This window comes from Massilia frigida, from assembly GCF_011682175.1.
Taxonomy (GTDB): Bacteria; Pseudomonadota; Gammaproteobacteria; order Burkholderiales; family Burkholderiaceae_D; genus Telluria_A; species Telluria_A frigida.
Window position 1 is genome coordinate 126,706 of the sequence record NZ_WHJG01000002.1, and the last position, 17,806, is coordinate 144,511.

Annotated in this window: 17 protein-coding genes; 3 read left to right on the plus strand and 14 right to left on the minus strand. The window is 62.5% G+C overall.

Annotated elements, in window-relative coordinates; translation table 11 throughout:
* Positions 1-41: 41 nt before the first annotated feature.
* From F2P44_RS02915 to flhD, 13 genes are all read right to left on the minus strand, one after another.
* On the minus strand, positions 42-1,106 hold the full coding sequence (locus F2P44_RS02915) for a protein-glutamate methylesterase/protein-glutamine glutaminase (RefSeq protein WP_167084872.1): 1,065 nt from the start codon (positions 1,104-1,106) through the stop codon (positions 42-44).
* 31 nt (positions 1,107-1,137) lie between these two features.
* Positions 1,138-1,746, minus strand: coding sequence for a chemoreceptor glutamine deamidase CheD (cheD, locus tag F2P44_RS02920; protein WP_181002760.1), 609 nt, complete (start codon positions 1,744-1,746; stop codon positions 1,138-1,140).
* A 29-nt stretch (positions 1,747-1,775) separates the two neighbouring features.
* A complete protein-coding gene (locus F2P44_RS02925) occupies positions 1,776-2,618 on the minus strand; it encodes a CheR family methyltransferase (protein ID WP_187363223.1) in 843 nt (280 codons plus the stop codon).
* Between the two features lie 60 nt (positions 2,619-2,678).
* Positions 2,679-4,376 carry a methyl-accepting chemotaxis protein gene (locus tag F2P44_RS02930; protein ID WP_167084876.1) on the minus strand — a complete coding sequence of 566 codons (1,698 nt, stop codon included), beginning with the start codon at positions 4,374-4,376 and terminating at the stop codon, positions 2,679-2,681.
* A gap of 88 nt (positions 4,377-4,464) precedes the next feature.
* Entirely contained in the window at positions 4,465-4,965 is a 501-nt protein-coding gene (locus tag F2P44_RS02935; RefSeq protein WP_167084878.1) for a chemotaxis protein CheW, read from the minus strand.
* A 29-nt stretch (positions 4,966-4,994) separates the two neighbouring features.
* Complete coding sequence (gene cheA, locus F2P44_RS02940; RefSeq protein ID WP_167084880.1) at positions 4,995-7,142, minus strand: chemotaxis protein CheA; 2,148 nt, start codon at positions 7,140-7,142, stop codon at positions 4,995-4,997.
* A gap of 55 nt (positions 7,143-7,197) precedes the next feature.
* Positions 7,198-7,563, minus strand: a complete 366-nt coding sequence (locus F2P44_RS02945) for a response regulator (RefSeq protein WP_054267173.1) — start codon at positions 7,561-7,563, stop codon at positions 7,198-7,200.
* A 58-nt stretch (positions 7,564-7,621) separates the two neighbouring features.
* A complete protein-coding gene (locus F2P44_RS02950) occupies positions 7,622-8,170 on the minus strand; it encodes a chemotaxis protein (RefSeq protein ID WP_167084882.1) in 549 nt (182 codons plus the stop codon).
* 28 nt (positions 8,171-8,198) lie between these two features.
* Positions 8,199-9,140, minus strand: a complete 942-nt coding sequence (gene motB, locus F2P44_RS02955; protein ID WP_167084884.1) for a flagellar motor protein MotB — start codon at positions 9,138-9,140, stop codon at positions 8,199-8,201.
* Between the two features lie 56 nt (positions 9,141-9,196).
* The gene (gene motA, locus F2P44_RS02960; protein ID WP_167084886.1) at positions 9,197-10,057 is read right to left on the minus strand and encodes a flagellar motor stator protein MotA; all 861 of its coding nucleotides are present in this window, start codon (positions 10,055-10,057) and stop codon (positions 9,197-9,199) included.
* Positions 10,058-10,243: 186 nt separating this feature from the next.
* Positions 10,244-11,062 carry a class I SAM-dependent methyltransferase gene (locus tag F2P44_RS02965; protein ID WP_370662625.1) on the minus strand — a complete coding sequence of 273 codons (819 nt, stop codon included), beginning with the start codon at positions 11,060-11,062 and terminating at the stop codon, positions 10,244-10,246.
* The gene (gene flhC / locus F2P44_RS02970; RefSeq protein WP_167084889.1) at positions 11,059-11,652 is read right to left on the minus strand and encodes a flagellar transcriptional regulator FlhC; all 594 of its coding nucleotides are present in this window, start codon (positions 11,650-11,652) and stop codon (positions 11,059-11,061) included. Before flhC ends, F2P44_RS02965 begins: the two co-directional genes overlap by 4 nt.
* A 57-nt stretch (positions 11,653-11,709) precedes the next feature.
* On the minus strand, positions 11,710-12,027 hold the full coding sequence (gene flhD / locus F2P44_RS02975) for a flagellar transcriptional regulator FlhD (RefSeq protein WP_054267168.1): 318 nt from the start codon (positions 12,025-12,027) through the stop codon (positions 11,710-11,712).
* A 653-nt stretch (positions 12,028-12,680) separates the two neighbouring features.
* On the opposite strand from flhD, the gene kynU reads away from it, so the two are divergent.
* The gene (gene kynU / locus F2P44_RS02980; protein WP_167084890.1) at positions 12,681-13,919 is read left to right on the plus strand and encodes a kynureninase; all 1,239 of its coding nucleotides are present in this window, start codon (positions 12,681-12,683) and stop codon (positions 13,917-13,919) included.
* A 23-nt stretch (positions 13,920-13,942) separates the two neighbouring features.
* A complete protein-coding gene (gene kynA / locus F2P44_RS02985) occupies positions 13,943-14,785 on the plus strand; it encodes a tryptophan 2,3-dioxygenase (protein ID WP_167084892.1) in 843 nt (280 codons plus the stop codon).
* Between the two features lie 41 nt (positions 14,786-14,826).
* Here kynA and F2P44_RS02990 read toward each other — a convergent pair whose 3' ends face one another.
* Positions 14,827-15,477: an energy transducer TonB gene (locus tag F2P44_RS02990; protein WP_167084894.1), complete on the minus strand. Its 651-nt coding sequence runs from the start codon at positions 15,475-15,477 to the stop codon at positions 14,827-14,829.
* A gap of 391 nt (positions 15,478-15,868) precedes the next feature.
* On the opposite strand from F2P44_RS02990, the gene F2P44_RS02995 reads away from it, so the two are divergent.
* Positions 15,869-17,677, plus strand: coding sequence for a cellulase family glycosylhydrolase (locus F2P44_RS02995; protein ID WP_223164988.1), 1,809 nt, complete (start codon positions 15,869-15,871; stop codon positions 17,675-17,677).
* The last annotated feature ends 129 nt before the right edge of the window (positions 17,678-17,806 follow it).

The following is a 17,806-nucleotide window of genomic DNA, read 5'->3' on the forward strand; positions in this document are numbered from 1 at the left end:
GCAAAAAGACAGTAATTCGGACCAAACCAGACCAAACCGGATCAAACGCGCAACGCGCGGCTGCCATGCGTTGCCAGATAGCCAAGGACCATGCCCGGCAGCGCGCTCAGGGCCCCCACTTCGTGGGTGCCGCCCATGGCGATCGCTTCGCGCGGCATGCCGAAAACGACGCACGATGCCTCGTCCTGGGCGAAGTTGTAGGCGCCCGCCGTCTTCATTTCCAGCATGCCGGCGGCGCCGTCCTTGCCCATCCCGGTCAGGATCACCCCGACCGCATTTTTACCGGCCGCCTGCGCCGCCGAGCGGAACAGCACGTCGACCGAGGGGCGGTGCCGGTTGACCGGTTCGCTCTGCTCGATGCGGGTCACATAGTTGGCGCCCGAGCGCGCCAGCAGCAGGTGCGAGTGGCCCGGCGCGATGTAGGCGTGGCCGGGCAGCACGCGCTCGTCGCCGGCCGCTTCGCGCACGCTGATCTTGCACAGGGTGTCGAGACGGCGCGCGAACGAGGTGGTGAACCCTTCCGGCATATGCTGGGCGATCAGGATGCCGGGGCAGTCGGACGGCATCTGCATCAGGAATTCGCGGATCGCTTCGGTGCCGCCGGTCGAGGCGCCTATGATGATCAGCTTTTCCGACGAGGTGAGCGGATTGCGCAGGGCCGGCAGTGCGCCGACCGCCTTTTCGCCGGTGACGGTGCGCGGCTTGATGCGCGCCTTGGACGCGGCGCGGATTTTGTCCGAGATCAGTTCCGTGTATTCGCGCATCCCGCTCTGGATCGAGATCTTCGGCTTGGTCACGAAATCGACCGCGCCCAGTTCCAGCGCGCGCATCGTGATTTCGGATCCGCGCTCGGTCAGCGAGGACACCATCACCACCGGCATCGGTCGCAGGCGCATCAGCTTCTCGAGGAAATCGAGGCCGTCCATCTTGGGCATCTCGACGTCGAGCGTGAGCACGTCCGGGTTGGTCTGCTTGATCAGTTCACGCGCCACCAGCGGATCGGGCGCCACGCCCACCACTTCCATGTCGGGCTGGCTCGAAATGATCTCGCTCATGACGCTGCGGATCAGCGCCGAATCGTCCACGATCAGTACTTTGATCTTCATATAGGGCTTTCAGGATTGACGGGGCAGTCGGCTAGAACAGATCGATCGCGCCGCCCACCGGTTCGACCTTGAGGCGGCTGGCGTAATCGAGTTCGCGCCGCGCCAGGGTATCGTTATGGGTCTGCATCAGCTTCTTGACCAGGACCTTGCCGGTGCGCGGAAAAAAATACACCTTGCGCGGCCAGATGTCGTTCAGGTCTTCGGCCACCACGCGCATCTTTTCGGTCTTCAGGAAGTTCATCACAAACGCCGCATTGCGCTCGCCCACGTTGATCGCGGTGAAGCCGCGCAGCACCGCGCCGCCGCCGAACACTTTGGCTTCCATGTTCTCGCGCCGCGCGCCAGCCTTGAGCAAGTCGTTGATCAGCACTTCCATCGCGTATGTCCCGTAGCGCATCGAGGCCGAAATCGGGCTGTTCGGGTCACTGCCGCCGTCCGGCAGCATGAAGTGGTTCATGCCGCCCAGGCCCGTGACCTTGTCGCGGATGCAGGCCGAGACACAGGAACCGAGAACCGTCACGATCAGCATGTCCTTGGGCGTGTAGTAGTACTCGCCCGGCAGGATCTTGGCCGCATCGCAGTCGAAGGTGCGGTCGTAGTACACGTTGGTTGCGAATTGTTCTTTGATTTCGATAGCCATGTTCAGTTCTCAGTTCACTGCGGGTCGCATCAGCTCCGGCGACCATCGAGTTCGTACACGGTTTTGCCACGCAGTTTGAGCGACTCCGACACGTACAGGAAATTCTCGGAGTGGCCGGCAAACAGCAGTGCATCGGGCTTCATCAGCGGCACGAAGCGCGAGAGAATCTTGCGCTGGGTCGCCTTGTCGAAATAGATCATCACATTGCGGCAGAAAATGACGTCGAACGGGCCTTTCACGGGCCAGCCGTCGCCCAGCAGGTTGAGCTGCTTGAAGGTGACCAGCTGGCGCAGTTCGGGACGCACGCGCACCATGCCTTCCTGGTCGCCCTTGCCGCGCAAGAAAAAGCGCCGCGCGCGTTCCGGTTCGAGCTTTTCGATGCGGTCGATCCCGTACACGCCGTTGGCGCCCGTGGCCAGCACATTGGTGTCGATGTCGGTGGCGATGATCTGCACCGGCGGGGTGAGCGTGTTGAACGCTTCGCACACGGTCATGGCGATCGAATACGGTTCCTCGCCGGTGGACGCGGCCGAGCACCAGATCTGGATCGGATGGTCGCGCAGCTTTTTCACATGCTCGGCCAGCAGCGGAAAGTGGTGCGACTCGCGGAAGAACGAGGTCAGGTTGGTGGTGAGTGCGTTGGTGAACGATTCCCACTCCTCGCCCAGGCGCCCCGCTTCCAGGTCGTCCAGATAGCGCCCGAACGAGACGATGCCGGTGGCGCGCAGGCGCCGCGCCAGGCGGCTGTAGACCATTTCCTGCTTGCTGTCGGCCAGCGAAATGCCGGCGCGCTGGTAAATCAGTGCGCGCACGCGCTCAAAATCACTTTTGGTGAAGTCGAATTCCTTGACGGTTTCCATTTTCGTTTGCATCACCTTGCTTCACCCTGTTTCCATTTGTATGCGCGTCGGGCCGGACGGCCCGCTGGCAGCTTAAAACTCTTCCCAGTCGTCTCCCGGTGCCGCCGCGGCCAGCTTGCGCGGCTTGGCCGCCGGCTTGGCCACGGTGGCCACCGCGCGCGTCGGAGCGCGCTGCGCCACCGGAGCGGCGCGCAGCGGCGCATGCACGGCTACCTTGCGCTCGTCGCCATTGAGCTTGAAGATGCTCACCGCGGCGGCCAGCAACTGGGCCTGCTCCTGCATGCTCTCGGCCGCCGCCGCGGCTTGCTCGACCAGGGCCGCGTTCTGCTGCGTCATTTCATCCATCTGGGTGATGGCCTGGTTGACTTCTTCGATGCCGTTGCTCTGTTCCTGGGTGGCCGCCGTGATCTCGCCCATGATGTCGGCCACCTGCTTGATCGACGTCACGATCAGGTCCATGGTCTGGCCGGCTTCATCGACCAGCTTGCTGCCAGCATCGACCTTGTCGACCGAGTCGCCGATCAGCGATTTGATTTCCTTGGCCGCGCCGGCCGAGCGCTGCGCCAGGTTGCGCACTTCCGAAGCCACCACCGCGAAGCCGCGACCCTGTTCGCCGGCGCGCGCCGCTTCCACCGCGGCGTTCAGCGCCAGGATGTTGGTCTGGAAGGCGATGCCGTCGATGACGCCGATGATGTCGACGATCTTGCGCGAGCTTTCCTTGATCGAGCCCATGGTATCAACAACCTGCGATACCACGGCGCCCCCCTTGACCGCCACCGACGACGCCGACACGGCCAGCTGGTTGGCCTGGCGCGCGTTGTCGGCATTTTGCTTGACGGTGCTGGTCAGTTCTTCCATCGAGCTGGCGGTTTCTTCGAGCGAACTGGCTTGCGATTCGGTGCGCGAGGACAGGTCGGCATTGCCCGAGGCGATTTCCTGCGAGGCCACCGTGATCATGTCGGTCCCGGAGCGCACGTCGCCCACGGTCTTCGACAGGCTGTCGTTCATGTCCTTGAGCGCCTGCAGCAGTTCGCTCGTTTCATCCTTGCCCTCGACCCGGATTTCCGAGGTCAGCTCGCCCGCGGCGACCTTCTTGGCCACCCGTACGGCGCCCAGCAGGGGCGAAGTGATCGAACGCGTGATGACCAGCGCGCACACCACGCCCAGCGCCACGGCCAGGGCGCACACCACGAACATGATCATGCCCACGCGCTGGTCGGCTTCCACCGATTTCTTGAGGAAGTCGTCCGCTTCGAGCTGCTGCTTGTCGACCAGCTTGTTGAGGAGATCGAGCGTCTTCTGGTTCAGCGGATCGATACGCTGGGCGATCACCTTGGCCGCGCCTTCGCTGTTAAAGGCCAGCACCTGGCCGATGGCTTCCTTGAAGGCGACGTCGACTTCCTTGTCAAGCGCGGCGATGTCGGACAGCATTTTGGTTTCGGCTTCGTCCAGGCCCGTGGCCTGCAGCCTGGTACGCGCCTCTTCATAGCGCTTGCTCTGCGTCTTGACCTTGTCCTGCTCTTTCTGCATCAGCGCGACGTCGGCCTGCAGGCCGATATTGCGCATGGCGATGCCGGTTTCCAGCATCGCGCCCTTCATGCCTGCGGCATGCAGGTTCTGGGCGCTGGAACTGGCCAGGCCCGTCATCAGGCTGTTCTTGTTGCGCGAATTGAGAAAACTCGCCGTCAATGCCATCGCCACCAGAATCAGCAGAATGCTGCCGAAACCGAACGCCAGACGCGTACCAATTTTAAAATCGCGCAGATTCATCGTTCTCTCCTCGATACTTCATATGATGTGGCGTGGGGCTTCTGTCGAGCTCCTCGCACCGGCGTCGCGCTTGCTGATCCGGCGCGTCTCAGGCGGCCAGTTTTTCGATCAGGCCCATTTCGCTGGACGACATCAGCTTGTCGATGTCGATCAGGATCAGCATGCGCTCGTCGACCGTGCCCAGGCCGACCAGGTAGTCGGAACCGAAGGCGGTGCCCATTTCCGGGGCCGGCTTGATCTGCTCGGGCGTGAGGGTGGTCACGTCGGAGACGCTGTCGACCACCACGCCCATGATGCGCCCGCCGATGTTGAGGATGATGACCACCGTGAACTGGTCGTACACCGGGGTGCCGAGGTTGAACTTGATGCGCATGTCCACCACCGGAATGATGATGCCGCGCAGGTTGATCACGCCCTTGATGAACTCCGGCGCGTTGGCGATGCGGGTCACCACTTCGTAGCCGCGGATTTCCTGCACTTTCAGGATGTCGATCCCGTATTCTTCGGAACCGAGCGTGAAAGCCAGGAATTCGCTTCCGGCGCCATCCTTGACGTCGCCATTCTTGGAGGAGCTTGAGGTCGTTGACATGGTAAATCCCTATCTGGTTGCTGTATTGGTTAAGAGAAGATGGTGTCGTCGGCCAGTTGGCGCGATGAGCGCATCAGCGCCGAGACATCGAGGATCAGCGACACACCACCATCGCCCAGGATGGTGGCACCGGAAATCCCGGTCACCTTGCGATAATTCGATTCGAGGTTCTTGACCACGACCTGCTGCTGGCCGACCAGGTCGTCGACAAACAGCCCGGCCTTGCGCCCGTCCGACTCCAGGATCACCACGATGCCTTCGCACGGATTGGTAAAGCGCGGCACGATGTCGAACATCTGGTACAGCGGGATCAGGGGCAGGTATTCGCCGCGCACCTTGATCACCGGGCCGCGTCCGGAAATTTCCTTGATGTCTTCCGGGGACGGCTGCAGCGACTCGACCACGAAGCCGAGCGGCAGGATGTAGACTTCCTCGCCGCAGCGGATCGACATGCCGTCCAGGATCGCCAGCGTGAGCGGCAGCGAGATCGAGATGGTGGTGCCGAAGCCCTTGGCCGAGCGGATGTCGACCGAGCCGCCCATGGCCATGATGTTGCGCTTGACGACATCCATGCCCACCCCGCGCCCCGACACGTCGGTCACCGTTTCGGCGGTCGAAAAGCCCGGCGCGAAGATCAGCTGCCACACATCCGCGTCGCTCATGTTGTCGTTCACCGGCAGCCCGTTCTGGACGGCCTTGGCCAGGATCCGTGCGCGGTTCAGGCCAGCGCCGTCGTCCGACACTTCGATGACGATATTGCCGCCCTGGTGGCCGGCCGAGAGGAACAGGCGCCCCGCTTCGGTCTTGCCGGCGGCGGCGCGCGCTTCCGGCATTTCGATGCCGTGGTCGATGCTGTTGCGTACCAGGTGGGTGAGCGGATCGACGATGCGCTCGATCAGGCCCTTGTCCAGTTCGGTGGCGGCGCCGTTGGTGATGAAGTCGACCTTCTTGCCCAATTTGGCCGCCAGGTCGCGCACCATGCGCGGAAAGCGCGAGAACACGAAATCCATCGGCATCATGCGGATCGACATGACCGCTTCCTGCAGGTCGCGCGTATTGCGCGTGAGCTGGCTGACGCTGTTCAACAGGCGCTCGTGCAGCATCGGGTCGAGCGCGTCGCTGCGCTGCTCGATCATGGCCTGGGTGATCACCAGTTCGCCGATCAGGTTGATCAGCTGGTCGACCTTTTCGATCGAGACGCGGATCGACGACGATTCGGCGGCAGCGTGCTTGTCGTCTTTTTTGACGACCTTTTTCTCGGCCGTCTCGGTGACGTCGAGCGGCTCGGCGCGCGCGGCGGCCGGCGCGGCACTGGCCGGCGGCGGCGCCACAATGCCGGCCGTGGCGCGGATATGTTCGATCGGCTGGAAGAAGCCGTAGCCGCGCTCTTCGTCGGTCTTGTCCTGGCTGGCGGCGTCGATCGGGTCGAAGAAGCCGTAGCCCATGTCGTCTTCGACCTTGGCCCGTTCGCGGTCTTCGATGATCTGCTGCTCGGGCGTGAGCGCGGGCGCCTCGAAGATCTTCAGGTCGTCGGGATTGAGCACGAACGAGCAGATCGCGATGATGTCATCGAGCGACTCGTGGGTGGTGACGGTGATCGCATGGCGCTCGCCCGGCAGCGGCATGACCGACACCCGCCCGAGCAGTCCCAGTTCGGCGGTCAGCGCATTGACGTCGCGCTGCTCCACGTGCGGCATCTCGATGCGGAACCGGCGTCCGCCGCTGCTCACATTGGCCTTGATCGAACTCTGGATGAACGAGGGCGCGGGCGGCGCGGCCACCGGCACCACGTCTTGCGAGAGCTCCTGCAGCATCATGCGCACGTCGGCCACGGCATCCTGGTCGACGTGGGCGCCGTTGCGGTGGCCGTCGAGCTGCATCTTGAGGATATCCTTGGCCGCCAAAAACGCGTCCACATGCTCGGCGGTGAGCGCCATTTCACCCTTGCGGATGCGGTCGAGCAGCGACTCCAGGATGTGCGTCACTTCGGTCATGTCGTTCAGGCCGAACGTCGACGAACCGCCCTTGATCGAGTGGGCGGTGCGGAAAATGGCGTTCAGGTCTTCCGGATCCGGCGACGCAATGTCGACGGCCAGCAGCAGACGCTCTTTTTCGGCCAGCAATTCTTCGGCTTCATCGAAGAAGACCTGGAAAAACTGGCTTATGTCGATGGTCATGTTCAGACTCCGTGAATTTCGCGATGCATCATTGCGCCTACTCCCACCCCGGTCATCAGCCGATGACTTTTTTGACCACTTCGATCAGGCGCTGCGGGTCGAACGGCTTGACCAGCCAGCCGTTGGCGCCGGCCGCGCGTCCCTTGGTCTTCATTTCGTCGGACGATTCGGTGGTCAGCATCAGGATCGGCACCTTCTGGTACGCGGGCAGGCCGCGCAGCAGCTTGATCAGGGACAGGCCGTCCATGCGCGGCATGTTCTGGTCGGTCAGCACCAGGTCGACCGTCTGCTGCTTGGCTTTTTCGAGCCCGTCCTGGCCGTCGACCGCTTCCACCACGAGGTAGCCCGCGGCCTTGAGACTGAATGCCACCATCTGGCGCAGCGAACTGGAATCATCGACTGCGAGTATTGTTTTAGCCATTTTTGCTCCTGCTTTTTTTAAATCGGGGCACAGCGCCCCTAATCATCGAGAGTGAACCTTAAAACAGTTCTATGTCGCCACTTTCCAGATGCTGCTGATTGACTGCTTTTCTTAGTACACTGCGTAATTCGAGCGACTGGATCGCCAGCGCCATGCTGACCTTGCCGAGCAGTTCGACGATTTCCTCGCTGCCCGCTTCCGGCACGATGTCGGCGCCATGCGAGCCCAGGGTGCCGAGAAATTCGCGCAGGCCGGTCACGCGTTTCAGGGTACGGTCGATCAGCTGGCTGGTCATGTCCTGGAACTGCATGCTGGTGATGGCCGTGTTCACGTAGGCACCGATTTCGTCGGACATGGCACTCAGGCGCGCGCCATCCTCCGCGCTCGGGGTGCCGCCGGCCAGCAGCAGGTTGATGGTGTCCTGCTGGGCCCCGACCGCGGTGTGGATCGCCATGAAGCTGCTGGTGAGCTTGTCGATGGCTTCCTCCAGCAGCAGCTCGGTCTGGATCAGATCGGTCTCGACTTCCGTCAGGTGCTTCTTGCCGTGATCCGACACGCCAGACAGCAAGCGCTTCACGTGCGAGCCCAGTATTTTCTTTCTTGTCATTCGCCCTCTCCCCTGTCTTTCCTGTCCATCATGGCGCTGCCTTCGGTGCCGCTGTTTGCCCTGCCGCCGGCGTAGCGATGCCCGGCTGCTCCGGCACCTCCAGCGAGGCGCCATCGCGCATCACCGCTTCTTCGGTCCGCTTGTTCATGACGATAATGCTGATCCGCCGGTTCATCGCGGAAAACGGGTCCTGGCGGTCCAGCGGCGCGGCCGCGGCCAGCCCCACCACGCGCAGGATCTTGGCGTCGCTCATACCGCCGATGACCAGTTCGCGGCGCGAGGCGTTGGCCCGGTCGGCCGACAATTCCCAGTTGCTGTAGCCGGTGTCGCTCATGTAGGGCGTCGAATCGGTGTGGCCCGACAGGCCGATCCGGTTCGGTACGTCGTTCAGGACAATGCCGATCACGTGCAGGATGTCGCGCGTGTACGGCTGCAGTTCGGCCTTGGCCAGGTTGAACATGGGCCGGTTCAATTCATCCACGATCTGGATCCGCAAGCCTTCGCTGGTGATATCGAGCAGCAGCTGGTTCTTGTACTTTTTCAGCAGCGGATTGGCATCGATGGTCGCTTCCAGCTTGGCCTTGAGCGTTTTCAGGCGGTCCGCCTCGGCCGCTTCGAGGATCGCCTTGGCGGTCTTCAGATCCACGGTTTTCTTGCCCGGATCGTTGCTGCCACGCTTGACCTGGCCGTTGCGGCGCGACAGGTCTTGCCCGCCGCCCTGCACGATCGAGGAACTGTCGCCGCTGCCCGAGCCGCCCGCCAGCGCCACCTTCAGCGGGGTCTGGAAAAAATCGGAAATGCCATTCAGGTCACCCTTGCTGGTCGAGCCCAGCAGCCACATGAGCAGGAAGAAGGCCATCATCGCTGTCACGAAGTCGGCGTAGGCAATCTTCCAGGCGCCGCCGTGGTGGCCGCCGGCGGTCTTCTTGATGCGTTTGACGATAATCGGGCGCAGGCCTTCATCGGACATAAGCGCTCCGTGCGGTCGGCATCATGCAAAAAGAAGGGGCGCTGTGCATGATGGGCTTATTTGGTCTTCGATTTCTTGATGTGCTCTTCCAGCTCGGCAAAGGTCGGGCGCTCGGTCGAATACAGCACCTTGCGGCCGAATTCGACCGCCAGCGCCGGCGCGTAACCGTTCAGGCTAGCCAGCAGGGTCACTTTCACGCACTGGAACATCTTGGTCGACTCTTCCAGCTTCTGTTCGAGCAGGCTGGCCAGCGGGCCGACGAAGCCGTACGCCAGCAAAATGCCCAGAAACGTACCGACCAGCGCCTTGGCGATCAGGATGCCCAGCTCGGCCGGCGGAATGCCGACCGATTCCATCGTGTGCACCACGCCCATCACCGCGGCCACGATGCCGAACGCCGGCAAGCCATCGCCCAGCTTGGCGATGCAATGAGCCGGCACCGCGCCTTCATGGTGGTGCGTTTCAATTTCGTTATCCATCAGATTTTCAATCTGGAAAGCGTCCATATTTCCCGATACCATCAGCCGTAGATAATCGGTCATGAATTCAACAATATGGTGATCGGACAGCACGCCGGGATACTTTGAAAATACCGGGCTTTGTTCCGGGTTTTCGATATCGCCTTCGATCGACATCAAGCCTTCCTTGCGCACTTTGGAAAGGACGTCGAACAGCAGCGACATCATTTCCATATACAGGTCCTTGGTATAACGCGAGCCCTTGAACAGGGCGGGCACCGCCTTGAGCGTGGCCTTGATCGATTTGCCATTATTGCCGACAAAGAAAGCGCCCAAAGCCGCACCGCCGATCATCACCAGTTCGAGCGGCTGGAACAGCGACGCGAGGTGGCCGCCACTGGCGGCAAAGCCACCGAAGACCGACCCGCAAACGATGATGTATCCGAGTATGACTAACAAAGTGCGCTGACTCCCAAGGTGGAAAGAGCTCGGGCAGCGCCCGACGTTTTAAAGATAACAACGCCAGTATATGAATGGCAATTTATGCTGGCGGATCTTTAAAAAGCTCGATTCATTTAATTTACATACGGAACTACAATAGCGTGAGACGGCCCGAGCGGCAAGGAAAACCCTCCCGGTTGTCTCCTAAAAGTGCCATCCGTACAGAGGCGCGCCACGCCCTGTAGGCATAAGAATAATATCCGGTGTTTTTTCCGTTATCAGAAACTCATAACTGAGCAACATGGCGCCCGGGCGCATCTCGCGCGAGGCCTTGTTCCATAGGGCGCTCATGGCCGCCGGCGACAGATAAGCGAACACCGCGTCGTAGTTACTCAGATCAAGATTGTCGTAATCGCCACGCACGAAACGGGCACGGCTGCCGCTCAGGCGCGCGCGCAGCCAGCTGAGCAGCCACGGCAGCGGCGCCAGTTCGATGCCCACGAATTGCGAGGCCGGGCGGCGCCGCGCCATCTCCATCGTAAAACCGCCCAGGCCGCTGCCGATATCGACCACCAGCAGCGGCTTGTCGTTCGGCAGCAGTTTGTCGACTTCATTCCACACCCATTTGCCGGACGGGTAATACGGCACCTGGGTGCGGAAGGTCGACCAGTACAGCGCCAGCAGGAACAGGAAGAAGCCGAGAAACAGCAGCGGCGGAATTTGCAGGCGGTGGGTGCCCATCAGTGCCAGGGGAAACACCAGCTGGATGCCGAGCCACCACACGGCCAGGCCGCGCAGGCGCGTGAGGGCGCAAGCCAGGATGCCCTGGACCAGGGCCGCGTCGGCATACGACACGCTGGCGCCGGCGCGCGCCAGCAGGAATACCACGACCAGGGTCAGCGGACAGGCGGCGCATTGCAGCACCAGTGCCTGCACCGCGGGCGCGCGCCAGATGCGGCGAAGGGCAAGACTTGCGCCCTGCCCTTCGGCCTTGCCGCGCACAACGTGGCCGGGGCCGGTCACGCGTTCAGGAGCGCGGCAGCGGCGTGCGCGTCCCTGGCATCGCTCGCGTCCTTGGCATCCTTGGCATCCTTGACCTTCTTGGTCTTGCCGGCGCGCGAAGGCATATTGCACAGGCCGCACTGGTAAGCGTGGTTCAGGTCGAGGCAATCGACCACGAACTTGCCCTGGCACTTGTCGCACGGGGCCATGGCCAGCATTTTGCTCTGGAAAAAGCGCACCAGGGTCCACGCGCGCGTCAGCGACAGCAGCGGTTCGACCCCGGGCTCGGGCGGCATTTGTTCGAGGTACAGCTTGTACGCCTTCATGACCGCTTCGATGCCGCTGGCGCCGGCGTGGTCGGTGAGGAATTTATGGATATTGATGAACAGCGAGGAGTGGATATTCGGCTGCCAGGTGAGGAACCAGTCGGTCGAAAAAGGCAGCATGCCCTTCGGCGGCGAGACGCCCTTGAGTTCCTTGTACAGCTTGAGCAAGCGTTCGCGCGAGAGCGAGACCTCGGTTTCGAGCAGTTGCAGGCGGGCGCCAAGGTGAATCAATTCGATCGCCAGCTGGATTTCCTGGGCTTCCGATACGACGCTTTTCTTGGACATGAAGACTCCCGGCGTTGCTGTTTTCAGCGACGATGGCTGCAAAAAAGCCAACGAGCGTTAAACGATTTCTTCGACAGCCTGGCCGGCCATCAGGATGGCGGCGTGGGACTGGGCGAGAACACGGTCTTTGCTGTTGTTGGTCAACATCGACAGAATAGCACTGTCGTCGAAACGGAAGCGCGCGAGCATCATGTTGCCGCCGGCCAGCTTCAGGATCTGGGAATTGCTCATGTTTTCGATCAGCTCGGCGATATCCGCCGAAATCCCGAGACGGAAGATCGCGGTCACTTTGTCGGCGCGGATCATCTGCTGGGCGAGCATCAGGTAGCTCAGGTTCGCATCACGAATTTCAGCCATCATGTCGTTCGCAGTCATTTTCCGTCTCCTTCAATCCGTTGAAATCTGGCGCTGTGTTCGTATTGCCAGTGAGATAGATTCTGACTGTACAGCAACAATACGAGAATAGGCGCGCGCCTGTATTTTGGGTGAGGTACAGATGAGGCGAGTCCGTAGGTGTTCGTCCTACGAACCCTGCCGGATCATGGTCGCGCCCCTATGAAACCGGGGCGGAAAAGCGAATTGCGGGGCGCGGTACAGCAGACCCGTCGACGTTGTATTTCTGTCGTCTTGTACCGGTTACGTCAAACTTTTGGAGAACTTGAGGGTTTTTTGAAAAAAATTTCGAAAAATCTGAAAATATTTTTAAAGTCCCGCGTGTCTGAGTCTTTTACGGCGGGTGGACGGGGAACTTGAGGGTAAATCTGAAAAATATTTTCGCTGCCGGCCGGGCACCGCCTGCGAAGTCCCGCTCGCTTCGTCGCTGCCCCCGTCGTTGCCGCGTCGTTCCCGCGTCCTTCCCGCGCCAAGGCGGCACTCGGCGGGAACGACGGGGTTGACCGGAACGACGGGGCTGGCGCAAGCGACGAAGCTGGCAACAGTGACAGCCCGCTCCTCCCCCCTTAATTTTCTTGCTACACTCCCGCATTGGCTCAAATTAGATGAAGCCTAAAGCATTTTTAAGGTGAACGATGAACCGTAACGACTGCCTTGCCCTCGACACCGGCGACGCCCTGGCCCCCTTGCGCCAGCATTTCGACCTGCCGGACGGCGTGATCTACCTCGACGGCAACTCGCTGGGCGCCCGTCCGCGCGCGGCGCTCTCGCGCGCCCAGGACGTCATCGCGCGCGAATGGGGCCAGGACCTGATCCGCAGCTGGAACACGGCCGGCTGGTTCGACCTGCCCAAGCGCTTGGGCGACCGCCTGGCCCCGCTGATCGGCGCGCGCGCCGGTGAAGTGGTGGTCAACGACACCACCTCGCTCAACCTGTTCAAGGCGCTCGCTGCCGCCCTCCACATGCAGTCGGGCGCGCCGCAGCGCAAGATCATCGTCACCGAGCGCGGCAACTTCCCCACCGACCTGTATATGGCCCAGGGCCTGACCAGCTGGCTCGACCGCGGCTACCAGCTGCACCTGGTCGACTCGGTGGACCAGCTGCCCGCCGCCATTGGCGCCGACTGCGCCGTGGTCATGCTCACCCACGTCAATTACCGCACCGGCTACCAGCACGACATGGCCGCCATGAGCCGCCACGCGCACGAACAAGGCGCGCTGATCCTGTGGGACCTGGCCCACTCGGCCGGCGCCGTGCCCGTCGACCTGCAACGCGACGGCGCCGACCTGGCCGTCGGCTGCACCTATAAGTACCTCAACGGCGGCCCCGGCGCGCCAGCCTTCATCTGGGTGCCCGAACGCCACCAGCAAGCCTTCACCCAGCCGCTGTCGGGCTGGTGGGGCCACGCCAATCCCTTCGCCATGGTGCCCGAATTCGCGCCGGCCGCCGGCATCGGGCGCGCGCTGTGCGGCACCCAGCCGATCGTCTCGCTTACCCTGGTCGAATGCGGGCTGGAGATCTTCGAGCAAACCGACATGCAAGCCATCCGCGCCAAGTCGCTGGCCCTGACCGATGCCTTCATCGCCCTGGTGGAAGCGCGCTGCGCCAGCCATCCGCTGGGCCTTGCCACCCCGCGCGAGCACGCCCGGCGCGGCAGCCAGGTCAGCTTCACCCACCCGCACGGCTACGCGGTGATGCAGGCGCTGATCGCGCGCGGCGTGATCGGCGACTACCGCGAGCCGGCCATCATGCGCTTCGGCTTCACGCCGCTGTACACCAGCTTCGCCGATGTGTGGGATGCGGTCGAGATCCTGCGCCAGATCCTCGACCACCAAGCCTACGATATTGGCGCCAGCCGCGGCGCAGTTACCTGACCCAGTTACCTGAAAGCGCAATCATGTCCGATGAAGCAAAATGCCCGGCCCAATGGCACGGGGCCAAGATGGATTTCAGCGAAGCGATGAGCTACGGCGATTACCTGGGGCTCGACCAGATCCTCAATGCCCAGCATCCGCGCTCGCCCAACCACAATGAAATGCTGTTCATCGTGCAGCACCAGACCAGCGAACTATGGCTCAAGCTGATGCTGCACGAACTGCAGGCCGTGCGCGTGAACCTGCGCGCCGGCGAACTGGCGCCCGCCTTCAAGATGCTGGCGCGGGTGGCGCGCATCATGGACCAGCTGGTGCACGCCTGGGATGTGCTGGCCACCATGACGCCGCCCGAATACACCGCCATCCGCCCGTTTCTGGGCGCATCCTCGGGCTTCCAGTCGCACCAGTACCGCGAACTCGAATTCCTGCTCGGGAACAAGAACGCCGCCCTGCTGGGCGTCCACGACACCGCACCACAAGCCCACGCCGTGCTCGAGCGCGAACTGCGCGCACCGTCGGTGTACGACGAAGCGGTCATGCTGCTGGCGCGCAGCGGCTTTGCCATCGCGCCCGAACGCCTGAACGCCGACTGGACCCTGCCGACCACGCCCGACGAATCGGTCAAGGCGGCCTGGCTGGCCGTGTACCAGGAACCGTCGCAGCACTGGGCCTTGTACGAACTGGCCGAGAAGCTGGTCGACCTGGAGACGGCGTTCCGCTTCTGGCGCTTCCGCCACGTGACGACGGTCGAGCGCATCATCGGCTTCAAGACCGGCACTGGCGGCACGGCCGGCGTGAGCTACCTGCGCAAGATGCTCGATGTGGTACTGTTTCCCGAGCTGTTTTCCCTGCGCACGGCCCTGTAAGTCGCTCACGCGCGGCGGGCAGGTCCCCCTCCCCCATACGGCTATTTCAGGATGAGCCAGCCGTACAAATTGCCGCGTGTCGGCTTGCCATCGAGCGTGGCTGGCGTAAAGCGGCAAGATTGTATGAATGCGCTTGCCGCGCTCACGGCGGCAGGGTCGGTTTCCTCGGTTTTCATACCGAAGGTATTGCCTGCTTCATCAAGAAGAAAGCGCACCGCAATGCCATCAGCCCGACGAACGAGCTTGCCTGTGACGGGCACGAAGGCGCCAAAATACGGCGACTTCGACGCCTGGCAGCTGCCAGCCACCAGCGCGGCCGGTTCTGGCGTTTGCCCATTGTCGGCCAGCTTCCACTCATAAGCCACCATCAATCCGGCACGGACGACTTGCGGGTCGGCGCTCCGCTCGAAGCGACAGCTTTCGAGGTCACGGATGGCCATGTGATCGAGGGCTTTCCAGCCACTGCCGCGCGCTACGCGAACGGATGAAGGCCGCCCGTCGTCGCCGACGTCGTACTTCAGCACTGTCGTTCCCTCCAGCTCATAGCGCCGGGCTTCATCGGTCCACCCGGGTGCATCGCAGGCGATCATGGCCACCCGACGGAATCCGCCGCCCGCGTCCTGGGCCCAGCCAGTGACGGCGGCGAGTGAAGTCAGCAGCACTACGCCGACTTGAAACAATTTTTTAATCACGCTCAACCTTTCTAATGTTTGATCCCGGCACCCTGCGGTCTGCGGAATGTGAGCTGCTCAAGCTGAACGGTGGGATTTTTCCAATTCACAATTCTAGTCTAAAAATTTGCCTGAAAGCATTCATTGTGCCTGCCGCCGGCAGGAAATCCCAATACTTGCGGTAAGTCAGTGTTTCTTCCAGGCCGCACAACGGAAAGGTTTCCATTGACTTCGCCAAGGGCGTGATGTCAAATGCTACACAGTTACCTGAAAACGATTTCACCTATATTCGGGGACGCCAGGCGCCAGCGCGCGCCGCACGCAGCACGCAGCACCGAGATGGCAGCAAGCCCGAACCCGCCACTGGCGCGTCGCCCCTCGCTCACAGACATCCACTCAGGAGACAACAGCGATGAGCATGACCCTTAGCAACGCAGCAGCATCCCGTCCGACTTTCCGCACCACCCTCATCGCCCTGGCCTTGTCGCTGTGCGCCGGCGCCGCGCTGGCCGACGTGCCGGCCCTCTCGGTCAGCGGCAACCAGGTGCTGGTCGGCGGCAAACCAGGCAGCATCAGCGGCAGCAGCCTGTACTGGTCCAACACCGGCTGGCCCGGAGAGCGCTTCTACAACGCCGGCGCGGTGGGCTGGCTCAAGGACGACTGGAAGGCCAAACTGGTGCGCGCCGCCATGGGCGTGGAAGACCAAGGGGGCTACCTCCAGTTCCCGGCCGCGAACAAGGCGCGCGTCAAGGCCGTGGTGGACGCCGCCATCGCCAAGGACATGTACGTCATCATCGATTGGCACTCGCACTACGCCTTCCGCCACCAAAACGAAGCGATCGCCTTTTTCCAGGAGATGGCGCGCACCTATGGCCACAACAAGCACGTCATCTACGAGATCTACAACGAACCGAAGGACGACGTGACCTGGGACGCCAACGTCAAGCCGTACGCGCAAGCCGTGATCGCGGCGATCCGCGCGATCGACCCGGACAACCTGATCATCGTCGGCTCGCCGCACTGGTCGCAGGACGCCGACATTGCCTCGCGCAACCCGATCACCGGCTTTTCCAACATCGCCTACACCCTGCACTTCTACGCCGGCACCCACACCCAGTACCTGCGCGACAAGGCCAGCACCGCCATGAACAACGGCCTGGCCCTGTTCGTGACCGAATGGGGTTCGGTCAACGCCGACGGCAACGGCGGCGTGAACTATGCCGAAACCAATGCCTGGATCGACTTCATGAAGAAGCACAACATCAGCAACGCCAACTGGGCGCTGGACGACGCCAAAGAGGGCTCGGCCAGCCTGGTGCCCGGCGCCAGCTCCACCGGCGGCTGGGCCAACTGGGACCTGACCGAATCGGGCAAGCAAGCCCGTGAAACGGTGCGCAACTGGCCGTCGTCGTCCGACACCGGCTGCACCACGGCCACGGTACCGGCCACGATCCAGGCCGAAGCCTATTGCCAGATGAGCGGCGTGCAGCTTGAAACCACCAGCGATGCCGGCGGCGGCCAGAATGTCGGCTACATCGACAGCGGCGACTGGATGAACTACACGGTCGACGTGCCATCGGCAGGCCTGTACACGGTTTCCTACCGCGTGGCCAGCGCCAACGGTGGCGGCAACATCAGCCTGGAACGGGCCGGCGGCAGCCCGGTATTCGCTACCAAAGCGGTGTCGGCGACCGGCGGCTGGCAGACCTGGAACACCATTTCGCACGACGTGCAGCTCCCCGCCGGCAAGCAATCGATCGGCATCGCGGCCAAGGCTGGCGGCTTTAACCTGAACTGGATCAGCATCGCCGCGGCCGGCTCGGGCGGGCAGATCGCGCTGATCCAGGCCGAGGACCATGCGGCCATGAGCGGCGTGGAGTCGGAGCAGACCACCGACGCCGGCGGCGGCAGGAACGCGAGCCATATCGACACCGGCGACTGGATGTCCTACACCAACGCGCCGGTCACGATTCCAGAAACCGGCACCTACACCATCGAATTCCGGGTCGCCAGCGTGGGTGGCGGTGAACTGAGTTTCGAGGAAGCCGGCGGCAAGCCGACCTACGCGACAGTCGCGGTTCCGGCCACGGGCGGCTGGCAAACCTGGGCATCGGTCAAGAAAACCGTCACGCTCAATGCCGGCAGCCATTCGTTCGGCGTCTACGCCAAACAAGGCGGCTGGAACCTGAACTGGATCAAGGTGAGCAAGGGCGCGCAGTAATCCGGACAGGCGCGCGCTAGCGCATGCTTGCGGCGGCACATTGCAATACGTGTAAATTATTGTGCCGTTGCAAGCAATCAACTGCTACCATTGTCGACTTCACTGCGCCCGAAGCAGGTACGACTTGCG